The organism is Sorangium sp. So ce448 (assembly GCF_051520915.1).
In the GTDB taxonomy this organism is placed as follows: Bacteria; Myxococcota_A; Polyangia; order Polyangiales; family Polyangiaceae; genus Sorangium; species Sorangium cellulosum_B.
Window position 1 is genome coordinate 13,415,501 of record NZ_CP150343.1, and the last position, 12,097, is coordinate 13,427,597.

Here is a 12,097-nt window from a genome sequence, read left to right on the forward strand (position 1 = left end):
AGAGGCCCCGCCGGCCCGCGCGGCGCCGGCGCGCCCCGGCCCTCGCCGCCCTGCGAATTCCGCTGACAATCGATCACGAGGTCTCCCAAGAGCATGACACGACAGGCAACAAAGGAGTCACCTGCGCTGTTGAACGAGGAGCTCCTTGAGAAGGCGAAGCCTTCCAAGCTCATGCCCGCCGTGATCGCCGGAATGGTCTCGGGGACGCTTGTCGTCTCGTTCGATATCTCTCTTGGCGCGCTGATCTTCAACCACGGGCTCGCCGAATACCTCTCGAGAGGGATCGGCATCATCCTGATCAGCTCCGTCATCGTCGGCGTGATCGTGTCTCTCCTCAGCTCCTACAAGCCGGTGATCGCCGCGCCGCAGGAGGACGCCGCCGTCATTCTCGCCTCGATGGCGGCGGCGATCACGACGGGCATCGCGCAGAAGGACCCGACGGCGAGCCCGTTCCCGACGGTCGTGGCCGCCATCGCCATCACCTCCGTGGTCGCAGGCGGCTTCTTCCTGCTGCTCGGCCTCTTACGGCTCGGCATCCTGGTCCGCTTCATCCCGTACCCCGTCGCCGGCGGCTTCATCGCAGGCGCCGGCTGGCTCCTCCTCCAGGGATCGATCTCGGTGATGTCCGGCCAGCCATCGACGCTCGATATTTTTCCGAGCGTGGTGATGGATCCGGAGCTCCTGAAGCGGGTCCTCCCGGGCCTCGTGTTCGGCGTCCTGCTCCTCCTGGTGCTGCGGCGGTTCTCGTCGCTCCTGCTCCTGCCCGTGCTGCTCGGCGGCTCGATCGTGGTGTTCTACGTCTCGCTGGGCCTCGCCGGCGTCAGCGTGCAGCAGGTGCTCGACAGCGGCTGGCTCCTCGGTCCGTTCCCGACCGCGTCGCTCTGGCCGCCGATCGGCGCTTCGGATTTCGGGAAGGTGGACTGGTCGGTCCTGTTCGGAAGCGCGGGCAACATGGCCGCCGTCACGATCATGGCCGCCATCACCGTGCTGCTCAGCGCGTCGGGCGTGGAGCTCGCGACGGAGCAGGAGATCGATCTCGACCGCGAGCTGCGGGCCACGGGCGTCGCGAACATCGTCACGGGCCTCTTCGGCGGCATGGTCGGCTACCTGTCGCTGGCCGAGTCGTCGATGAGCTACAAGGCCGGCTCGAACAGCCGCGTCTCGGGGCTGGTCGCGGCGGCGATCAGCTGCGTCGTGCTCTTCGTCGGCGCCGACGCCATCCTGTACTTCCCGCGCCCCGTCCTCGGGGGCTTGATCGCCTATCTCGGATTCCACTTCCTCATCAACACGCTCTACGAGGGCTGGTTCCGGCTGCGGCGCATCGAGTACTTCGTCATCGTGGTGATCCTCCTTGTCGTCGCCGTCCGGGGCTTCCTTGTCGGCATCGGGGTGGGGCTCGGCGTCTCGTTCATCCTCTTCGCGCTCAGCTACAGCCGCATCGAGGTGGTGCGCAACGCCATCTCCGGGGTCTACCTGCGCAGCAACGTCGCTCGCAGCGACGGCGAGGAAATGACCCTGACGGAGCGCGCCAAGCAGCTCAACGTGCTCCAGCTCCAGGGCTATATCTTCTTCGGGACGGCGTACAACCTCCTCTCGACCGCCCAGCAGCGCATCCAGAGCGAGGAAGGTGAGGTGCGCTATCTGCTGCTCGACTTCCGCCACGTGAACGGCATCGACTCGTCCGCCATCGCGAGCTTCCTCCGGCTCCGCAGGCTCGCCAAGGCGCACGGCGTCAAGCTCATCTTCACGGAGGTGCGTGTGGACATCCGCAATCACCTCGAGCGGGGCGAGGTCTTCGTCGGCGAGGAGGACGAGGTCTGCCGGATCTACCCGGATCTGGATCGAGGCCTCGAGGCGTGTGAGAAGGAGATCATCGCAGATGCGCCGCCCAGCATGCTGCCGCCTCCGATGCTGTTCTACGATCTCCAGGATGTATTCGGCGGTCGCCAGGGAATGCTGCGTTTCAAGGACTATCTCGAGCGCGTGGAGCTTCCGGATGGGTTCGATCTGTTCCGGGCCGGAGATGTGTCGAAGGACCTCTACCTCATCGAGAGCGGAGAGCTCACGGCCTGGCTCGAGATCGACGGGAAGAAGGTGAAGCGGCTCCGCACGATGGGGCCGGGGTCGGTCGTCGGCGAGTCCGGGCTCTACATGGGCGAGAAGCGGTCGGCGACGGTCACCGCCAGCCGGCAGTCCACGCTCTACCGGCTCACGGAGGAGGCGCTGCAGCGAATGACGGACGAGGCGCCCGAGCTGGCCGCGGCCTTCCATCACTTCGTGGTCACGCTGCTGGCCCGGAGGATCGTGCACTCGACGGGGCCCGTGAAATCGCTGTTCAACTAGACTCGATCGGTTCGGCCTGGAGCGCTGCGTTCCCGTGGAGACTCGCTTGCAGCATCGTGCGACGGCAGTACGCCCCCGGCCGGTGCGCGCCGCGCGCCGGGGAGCCGGCGTGTCCGCTCTTCAATGCTGCACGCGTGAGCACCTGGCTCCCGCAGATCCTATCGCGCACGACGCGCACGACGACCGAGCGCAACCCGCGAGCATTGCCGTCCTGTGTTCCGGTCGCGTCGAAACACGCATTGCCGTGCCGCGCGCCGTTTCACCTGGGGGAGAACAATCTCGTGTAGACGCTATCCCGGAGGTGCGTGGATGCGCGGTGAACACACATTTGAATGCAATTTCGTCGATCTCTTCCGGAATCAGAGCCACGGAATGTACGATTCGCCTAAGCTTGCGAACAGTCGTGGTTTCGCTCCGAACGAGAAGGCCAGTCGTGTTGCTTACCGCGCAACACATTTTCCTTGACAAGGGGACGCGCGCTTGCAATCCACGGACCATAGGGTTGCGGCCGGGGCTGCCCGGCATCCCGCGCGCGTCCTACCGGCCGATGGGGGTCTCGGTCCGCAAACGCGCTCCGCTGGCTTTCGCTTCCGGAGATCCCAGAGGCCAGCATCGCGCCAGCGAACACCCGCAGGCCTGTCCGCCTTGAGCAGCTGGAGAAAGGACAACTTATGAAAACTCAACGTCGACCCCTGATGGTACTAGCCATTCTGTTGGGTGTCCTATCGATCGCCGCCTGCGGCAAAGATAAGGCTCCTGCTGAAGGACGTGCAGAGTCGGGCACCAAGGAAGCTGCGGCTCAGCCCTCCGAGCTCAGCGTCCTCATCTTCCCGAACTACCTGGACGACAAGAGCATCAAGGACTTCGAGACGCAGAACAACGCCCGTCTGCGGCTCACGATCTACGACTCCACCGAGGAGATGGAGAGCAAGCTCGCTTATGCGGGCGCCGACGCGCAGTACGATGTCGTCGTGATGGCGGCGCACGCCAGCGGGCGGCTCGCGCGGCGCGGGCTCATCCGCCCCCTGGATCACGCCCAGCTCCCCAATTTGAAGAACCTCGAGTCGCGGTTCTCGGGCCCGAACTTCGACGAGGGCAACAAGTACTCTATCCCCTACCAGTGGGGCACTGTCGCGATCATCTACAACAAGAAGAAGATCCCCAACATGGATCCGACGTGGGGCGTGCTCTTCGACGCCCAGAAGACGCCGGGCACGTTCGTGCTGATCGACGAGATGCGGGACATGGTCGGCGCGGCGCTGAAGTACAAGGGATTTTCCAGCAACACGTCGAAGCCTGAAGAGATCCGGGAGGCCGGGCGCATCCTCAAGGAGGCCAAGAGCAACCCGAAGTGCCTCGGCTTCAAGGGCGGCATCGGCGCGACGCAGGACGTGAAGGGCGGCTCCGTCGACATGGCGGTCGTCTGGAACGGGGACGCGCAGAAGGTGGTCTGGGAGGACAAGGATCGCCTCGCCCTCGTCATTCCGAAGGAAGGTTCCGTGATCTGGGTCGACGTGATGACCGTGCCCACCAAGTCGCCCCACCCTGAGCTGGCTCACAAGTTCATCAATTACATGCTGACCCCCGACGGCGGCTCGCAGCTCTCGATGATGACGAAGTACGCGACCCCGAACAGCGCCGCGCAGGCCAAGCTGCCGGTCGAAGACCGCACGAACCAGCTCATCTATCCGACGGGCGATATGGCGACCCGCCTGGAGGCCCATCGTGATCTCGGCGAGTCGGCCAAGCTCTACGACGAGGTCTGGGCGGCCGTGAAATCGAACTGACCTTGAGGCGATGGCGCCAGCGAGGTGCTCAGCCTCCGAGCACGCCGATGCCCATCCTGCGCGACGCGCCGGTGTCGAGCGCACGCCCGAACTGGAATCAGGGCTGCTGCGTGGAGCCCCTGGCAGAACGGAATGCTTCGTTGCCACCGACGTGTCACTCTGGCGCGGCGCTCGTCTCGCCGGCGCGTCCCCGACGGGGGCGCGACGAGCCCGGCTGGAGCGCACGGCGTAGCTCGCTGCCACCGGAGCGCACCGCGCCCGAGGCGCCCGACGCGACGAGGTGGAGTGCGTCGATCAGAACGTAAGGACCTCTATGGAAGATCATCGCTCCAAGACCACCGCTCGCGCGAGAGGCATGGTCGTAGACAACGCGTTCACGGCCGATAGCCTCTATGGCGTCCGGCGCGAGCCGACCTACAGCGGCGCGCTCTCCTTCCTGCGCCGCAAGTACACGCGCGACCTGACTGGCGTCGATGTGGCGGTCACCGGCATTCCGCTCGACACGGCGACCAGCAACCGCCCAGGGGCGCGCTTCGGCCCGCGCGCGGTGCGGGAGGCCTCGGCGCACCTCGCGTGGAACCGCCCTTACGGCTACGAGTTCGATCCGCTCGATCGGCTCGCCGTGGTGGACTATGGCGACTGCGTCTGGGATTACGGGCGTCCGGAGGAGAGCCCTGTCGCCATCGAGGAGCACATCGGCCGGATCCTCGACGCCGGGGTGACGCCCCTCTCGATCGGGGGGGATCACTTCGTGAGCTACCCGATCCTGCGCGCCGTGTCCAAGCGCCGCGGGAAGCTCTCGCTGATCCATTTCGACGCTCACTCCGACACGTGGAGCGACGAGGTCGGATCGGGCCGGGTCGATCACGGCACCATGTTCTTCCACGCGGCGCGGGAGGGCCTCGTGGAGCCCAGCCGCTCGGCGCAGATCGGGCTCCGCACCTACAACGCCGATACGCTCGGCTTCCAGGTGCTCGACGCGCCCTGGGTTCATCGCCATGGCGCGAGAGCGGTGATCGAGCACGTTCGTAATATCGTCGGGGACCACGAGGTTTACCTGACGTTCGACATCGATTTCCTCGACCCGAGCTTCGCGCCCGGCACCGGCACGCCGGTCTGCGGGGGGCTGTCGACCGCGGTCGCGCTGGAGATCCTTCGGGGGCTCCAGGGCATCGCGCTCGTCGGCATGGACGTCGTGGAGGTCGCGCCCGCGTACGACGTGGGTGAAATCACGGCGCTGGCTGGCGCGACGATCGCGCAGGAGGGGCTCGGGCTCATCGCGTGCCGGCCTGGCGCGCCCAAAGCAAGGGAGCCATCCGGGTGACCGCCGCTCTGCGTCGGCTTTACGAGCGTGTCCGGCGGCGCGGAGAGCGCGCTCGGTACGGGGCGAAGACCGCTTCAGGGGAGTCTTCGGTGAACTGGCGGAGCACCCGGTTCAGCCCGCGCGTGCCGTGGGCGCGGACCGTCTGGACGCGGTCGAGATCGAGCACCTCCCCGAGGTACTCCTCTCCCGAGCCGCCCAGGAAGAGGACGCGGCCCTCGGGATCGACCGCGATGGAGCGCCCGCCGCCCACCTCCACCGCGGCGTTGACGTTCACCACATAACACTGGTTCTCGATGGCGCGGGCGCGGGCGAGCACGAGCTCCTCCTCGCGATCCGGCGTCGTGGTGAGCGTCGGATGCAGGATCACCTCGGCGCCGCGCAGCGCCAGGCCGCGCGCGACCTCGGGATACCAGCCGTCGTAACAGATCATGAGCCCCAGCCGGCCGACGCGCGGGATGTCGAACACGGGAGCGGGCTCATCGCCCGGCGCACAGGTCTCGAAGGGCATCCAGGGATAGAGCTTGCGGTACCGGGCGACGAGCTTGCCGCTCGGCGAGAAGACGAGCGCGGTATTGTGCAGCTTGTCGCCCGCGCGCTCGTAGATCGACCCGGCGCAGAGCCACCTCCCAGCCCTGCGCGCGATCGCGCCGAGCCGCCTGGTGAGCGGCCCGGGGATCGGCTGGGCGAGCTCGTGCGACGAGGTGGTGTGGCGGAACGGGTGATCCCCCGTGAGCCACAGCTCGGGAAACAGGTAGAGCTGCGCCTCGGGGAACGAGACCCCCAGCGTCTGCACCTCGCGCTCGAGCTTCTCGAGCGTCGCAGCAGGGTCGCCGGGCACGGGCCGGGACTGGACTCCGATGACGTGGAGGAGGCGAGCCATACAAGCGACGTTATACACCCCCTCCGCGGCGTGCGTTCGAGGGGCGTCGTGAACGTCGCGCCGGGGGGCGCCTTTCGAGCTGGCTCAGGTGCCCGGCTCGATCGACCCGCGAGCCGCCGCGATCACCTCGGCCGTGGCGAAGTGCGCCGACTCGAGGGCACCCTGCGCCCAGCCCGTGTAGAGGCACGTGTGATCGCCGGCGAAGACGACGCGCCCCTCGCCGCGCTGGAGATCCGCGATCAGGTCGGTCTGATCGGGCCGGTACGCGGGCCAGCCGCCGCGCGTGTACGGCTGGTGGTGCCACGAGAACGACAGCCCCTTCTGGAAGTACTGCCGAGCGTTCGGGAAGAACGACTCCATCGTCTTGAGCCCGAACTCGATGCGATCGGCCGCGGTGGGCAGCTCGTCGAGCGCCGCGGCGTTGCGGTCCTGCACGTAGGCCGTGAGGATGCCCGGGGTGCCCGACTGGAGCGAGGTCAGGTCCCACAGACGCTCGATGGGCGTGGTCGTGCAGGCCGCGAGCAGCCCGACGATGCCCTCATCCGCCCAGAACCGGTGCGAGAACTGGAAGTTGAGGCGCGTGACGGTGAACATCGGGATCTCCGACGCCGCGCGGTGCTTGGGGCCGGAGAGCGGCGGGTCGAACGCGACCTCGAGCAGGATGCGGTGGGGGAGCGCGCACACCACGAAGTCGCCCTCGATCGTCTCGGGGTCCCCGTTCCTGAGGAACTCGACGGTCACGCCGTCCTCGCGGGAGATCACCCGCTGCACATGGGCCCCCTTGAGGATGCGATCGCCGAGATCGTCGGCGAACGCGGTGGTCAGGCGGTCGTTCCCGCCGGCGATCGCGTAGGTGTGGAACCACTTGGCGTCGAGCCGCTGGTTCGCCGACCAGGCGAGGCCGCTGAACATCTCGATCTCCGTCCCCTCGTACGCGCGGCAGATCTCCCTCGCGGCGTGCGAGGCCCCGGTCCGATCCAGGCTGCGGTAGAACGTCTCGCCCGAGAAGTCCTTGCGGACGGTGGCCGGTGGCCACTGCATGTCCCGCGGGTCGCCGATCACCGAGAACGCCTTCGCCGCGAGCTGCAGGTTGAGGGACTCCGCGTCGATGTCCCGCTCTTCCGGAGAGAGCGGAAAATCGGCAGGATAGTGCGCTTTGCCCCGCGAGGTGCTCAGGAAGCGATGGCCCATGACGTAGTACAGCTGCGTCGCGTCGAGCGGATACTCGAGGATCTCCAGCCCGAAGTGGCGCGCATAGGCGAGCGTGAGGACGTGGGTGTCGGCGATCCGGGTGACGCCGAGCTCCGCGTACTGGTCGCCGAAGTGGTTCCGGAGCGTGTAGAAGCGGCCGCCTACACGGTCATTCCGCTCGAGGATGATCGGGTCGAACCCGGCCTTCCGCAGCGACCATGCGGTGCACAGCCCTGAAATCCCGCCGCCGAGCACGATGACACGGCGTCCGCCGCCGACGCTCGGCCACTCAGGTAGGGTGTCCCACAGCTGTGGCAACATCTCCCCTGCGGCCGCGAGGCGACGCCGGTCGTAGACGGAAGCGAACGACTGCTCGGGGACATCGATCGGGCGGTCGGGCAACATGGACCTCTTGCTCGGGCTGGCTGACGATCGTCAGGTTGGCAAAAACGCCTTCAAGATGGCGCGCCGCGGGCGGAATACCCGACGCGCGCTCCTCTCGTGACCTAGGGTTCGGCGCGAAGATCGGCGCCCATCGCTCTCCTGGTCGCTCCTGGTCACGGCGCGATCCGCCGAGCGGCGCGCCCCTTGTTCCGCCGTCGCTCCGGAAGGCGCGCGCCGTGTGTCGCGTGATCCGAGGTCGAGGAGCGGATATTCACGAGTGACCATGATGGACAAGCGATGTTTTGCTTTCAAGCAAAATCATGACCGCGCGGATTGCCACAAGAGTGCGCTGGCGTCCGATGATGTGGTCACTTGGTCACGTGGCGCGGGTGGCACGTGGCGCGCGGCCGCGCGCCGTCCGATCGCGGCGTCTCCGGCGACGGCCATGAAGCGAACGCACCGCTCCACACCGTCGCGCCTCGATCGTGGATTGCGGAGGAACGTGCGTGGTTTGCGCCCCGGCGCATGATTTGCGTCTGGCAAGGAAACACACGAGAGCGCTGCATACGACGCGAGGCCGGTCCAGGCGCTGAGTTCACGCGAGACGCTGAATTCGAGCGTGGCGCGAAATGCGTGCAGCGGCGGAGCTCCTGTCAGAGTGGAACGGTGGCGCCGCCGTGGCTTGCGCGACGCCTGGCATGGATGAGCCCGCCAGGGCGACGCCGCAAGACGGCCGCGGGGCGCGAGGCTACGCGCTGCGCGGGCCGCCTGCGCCGCGGTCGAGCGCGGCGGCGCGCCGAGGGGTGATGGGCGTGAGGTGGAGAGCGCGCGGCCAGGACGGCCGCGCGATGATCAGAAGTTCAGGTTGGCAGAGAGGAGGAAGGTGCGGCCTGCCTGCGGCATCCTGGTCGCCGTGAACTGGGGCGAGATGGGGGCCTCGTACTCCCAGTCGGCGACGTTGTAGACGCCCATGTTGTAGCGGAGGCCGGCCACCTCCGTCTGACCGGAGAGGACCACGTCCCAGATCACCGCGGGGTCGGTCTCCGTCAGGGTCTTGTCGATGCGCGGCGACTCGACGGTGAGGCGCGTCGACAGCATCAGCGCCTTCCCGAACAGCGGCACGGTCCCCTTGACGGAGGCCATGTGCTCCGGCGAGTTGGGCACCTTCGTGAGCACCTCATCGACGTCTCCTTCCCTGAGGTACCGCGCCCGTGAATAGGAGTAGGAGAGAGAGGCCATCCAGCCCTGGCGCCACTCGCGGCGCAGCTCGGCCTCCGCGCCCATCACGAGGATCGGATCCGCGGTGTTGTCGTACCTCCCCGGCACAGCCAACGTGAAGTCGCCGGTCTGCGCGATCATGTCGGTCATGTAGTTCACGTACCCCGCGCCGAGCAAGGAGAGCGTGGACGAGAGCCGGTGCGTGAACTCGACCTCTCCCGAAAGGATGCTCTCGGGATCGACCGACGCGCCCTTCTCCGGCTCGTACCCCGGGGCAAAGTTGCTCGAGGGCACCTGCAGGAAGAGCTCGTAAATGGGCGGAGCGCGGAACGCGCGGCCGCCGGTGACCTTCAGGTTGCCCCCTTCGTAGGGCTTGACGACGAGCGCGATACGCGGGCTGATCCCGGAGTTGAAGCTGAGGTTGTCCTTACCGTAGTTGTAATAGTCGATACGAGCACCCGCGGAGACGCGGACGCGGTCGGACGGGACGAAGTCGACAACGCCGTAGCCGGCGAGGATCTGGTAAGGGTGCGAGTCGAACAGATCCTCGTCGTCGGGGTCGAGGCCGCCCAGGGGCAGGACGAGCTCATTGCGGGTGATGATGTCCCCGGTGTACTCTGTCTCCTCGATGCGCATCCTGCCGAGCAGGTGTACCTGGCCCTCGGCGCCGACCGTGACCTTCAGCTCACGGAGCGGTGAGACCTCGAATCGTTGATCCGCCAGCAGCCACGTGTCCTGGTACTTCTCGACGTCATGGAGCGTGCCGGCCCCGTCGTCGGACAGCCACAGCGTGTCATCGTAGAGCTGCATGTCGACGGCCACGCGGGTCGTCATCGAGAAGCTGTCGGAGAACCGCGGCGAGAACGTGAGCTCGGCGAACCCGCGCCTGTCGCGGTAAAACGTCCTGTCGTCGCCGACCATGGTGAAGTTGGCGCCGCTCGGGAGCGACTTCTTGCGCTCGTTGTAGAACACCTGCGCCGAGAGGGACTTGTACCAGAGCCGCCCCTGGATCGTCCCGACATTGAAGTGATCCGCGCCGCGGGAGTTGGGATCCCCGTTTTTCCATTTCAGCGCAGGATCAGGGATGTTCGGCTCACCGGGGTTGTTGGGGTCGGGCTCGCCATCGGGGTCGGGCGGGATCGGCAGGTAGTAGTCTCGCCCTTGACCGTGGCCGCCGGCGACCGACAGCCACATGCCGGAGTCGCGCCCGAAGGGCACCTGCACCTGGCCGCGGCCCCGGATGAAGCCGTGCTGCGCCGCGCCCACGCCGACGCCCGCGCCGAACGCCGTCGGGCGGCCCTTGGTCACGATGTTGATGACGCCGACGAACGCGCCCGTACCGTAGAGCAGCGAGCCCGGGCCACGGACGACCTCGATCCGCTCGACGTCCTCCAGGTCGGTGCGCGCGGCTTGATCGGCGAAGGCGAGGCCGTCCCACGTGTCGTTGATCGAGTGCCCGTTGAGGAGCACGAGCACGCGGTTGCTGTAGTCGCCGGGGATGCTGATCCCGCGGATGCCGACCCAGGAGTAGGTGCCGTCGTACGTCGTGTAGACGCCGCGCATGCCCCTCAAGGCCTCTGCGACGGTCGGATACCCCATCGCGCGGAGCTCCTGGCCCGAGATGATGGTGACCGAGCCGGGCGCGTCCTCGACGGCCTCCGCCGTACGCGACGCGGCCTCGACCTCCTCGAGCTGCCGGAGGGAGATGTCGATTCGGGTCTGCTGTCCGGCCATCACGTTGGCTGACTGCTCGACCGGGCGGAAGCCGCGCAGCGAGACGCGCACGCGGCGCTGGCCGCTCTGCACGTTGAGGACCGCGGGCGTGAAGCCCATCGGCTTTCCGTCGACCTCGACGAGCGCGTCGCGCTCATCCGCGTTGACGACGAGGCTGCCGGTGAGCGGGTTGAGCCGGTAACGCGCGGTCACCGTGCTCGCGGCCGCAACGTTCACGTCCTGCTCCGACGGCTGGTACCCCTCCTGCGAGAGGTAGAGGCGGTGCCGGCCAGGAGGCAGCGTGAGATCGCACGGCGCGGTGCACGCCGCGGGGCCGCCCGCGTCGTTGACCCGCACCGTCGTGCCCGCCATCTCACCGACGACGCGCACCGTCCCGACGATGCGCTTCAGCTTGACCGCGACGTTCGTTTGCTCGCCGATCTTCGCCTCGACGTTCTCGACCTCCGCCGGCTCATACCCCTCGAGATCGACGATGATCTTGTGCTTGCCGGGCTGGAAGCCGAGGAGGCGGGGCGTGCTGCCGCGGCCGCCGAGATCGCGGCGGTTGATGTACACCGTCGCTCCAGGCGGGTCCGTCGTCACGTTGATGACGGCGACGTTGGGCCGGATGCGCGCGAGCGCCTCCTCGATGGCCGGCCTGCGCGCGGCGTTGGGCTCGAGATCGAGCGCCTGAACGTAGTAGCGAAATGCGTCTGGATACTCCTGGAGAGCCTCGTAAGTTCGGGCGATGTTGAAGATGACGTTTCGGTTCGGGACAAGCCGGTTCGACACCAGGAAGTGCTCCAGGGCGCCCCGGTAGTCACGCGCCGAATAGCGCTCCGTGGCGATCCTGAAGTGCAGATCGGCCTCATCGGCCAGATCATCCGCCCAGGCAGGCCGACCGGAGAATGTGAGGAGTGCTACGAGTATGAGTAGGAGTGCGGAGCGACGAAAGCTCATCTTTCGATCTCGATTCCCAACGGTCGAAGTGGAGCGCAAAGCGCCGTCCGCCGGGTCCAGCCGTCAAGCAAAAACCCGGCGAGCTTGGGACGAAACAGCCGCATTGCCGGGTCAGCTTACCGTAAGCCGTCAGCTGATCCAACCTGTTCGCACAGGCGGCCGGGGACCTCGCGCCGGCGTGGACGCCGCTGTGTAGGCGCCGTGCGCGGAGCGCATGACAGAGTGAGCGGAACCCAGGGCGGCGCGCGGTCCGGGCCCGGTGCCCCGCGGGAGACGCCGTCAGGCAAGCGCTCGAGC

Annotated in this window: 6 protein-coding genes; 3 read left to right on the forward strand and 3 right to left on the reverse strand. The window is 67.3% G+C overall.

What is annotated here, in order from left to right:
- The first annotated feature begins 129 nt into the window (after window positions 1-129).
- The 3 genes from WMF45_RS50515 to speB all read left to right on the forward strand — a co-directional run bounded on the left by WMF45_RS50515 (window position 130) and on the right by speB (window position 5,454).
- Window positions 130-2,343: a SulP family inorganic anion transporter gene (locus WMF45_RS50515; protein WP_437714582.1), complete on the forward strand. Its 2,214-nt coding sequence runs from the start codon at window positions 130-132 to the stop codon at window positions 2,341-2,343.
- 713 nt (window positions 2,344-3,056) lie between these two features.
- Window positions 3,057-4,130: a polyamine ABC transporter substrate-binding protein gene (locus WMF45_RS50520; protein ID WP_437714584.1), complete on the forward strand. Its 1,074-nt coding sequence runs from the start codon at window positions 3,057-3,059 to the stop codon at window positions 4,128-4,130.
- Window positions 4,131-4,485: 355 nt separating this feature from the next.
- Window positions 4,486-5,454: an agmatinase gene (speB, locus tag WMF45_RS50525; protein ID WP_437714585.1), complete on the forward strand. Its 969-nt coding sequence runs from the start codon at window positions 4,486-4,488 to the stop codon at window positions 5,452-5,454.
- A gap of 19 nt (window positions 5,455-5,473) precedes the next feature.
- Here the strand turns inward: speB and WMF45_RS50530 are convergent, their stop codons facing one another.
- From WMF45_RS50530 to WMF45_RS50540, 3 genes are all read right to left on the reverse strand, one after another.
- Window positions 5,474-6,334 carry a carbon-nitrogen hydrolase family protein gene (locus WMF45_RS50530; protein ID WP_437714587.1) on the reverse strand — a complete coding sequence of 287 codons (861 nt, stop codon included), beginning with the start codon at window positions 6,332-6,334 and terminating at the stop codon, window positions 5,474-5,476.
- Between the two features lie 84 nt (window positions 6,335-6,418).
- Complete coding sequence (locus tag WMF45_RS50535) at window positions 6,419-7,930, reverse strand: flavin monoamine oxidase family protein (protein WP_437714589.1); 1,512 nt, start codon at window positions 7,928-7,930, stop codon at window positions 6,419-6,421.
- Between the two features lie 831 nt (window positions 7,931-8,761).
- On the reverse strand, window positions 8,762-11,632 hold the full coding sequence (locus tag WMF45_RS50540) for a TonB-dependent receptor domain-containing protein (protein WP_437714591.1): 2,871 nt from the start codon (window positions 11,630-11,632) through the stop codon (window positions 8,762-8,764).
- Window positions 11,633-12,097 lie beyond the last annotated feature (465 nt).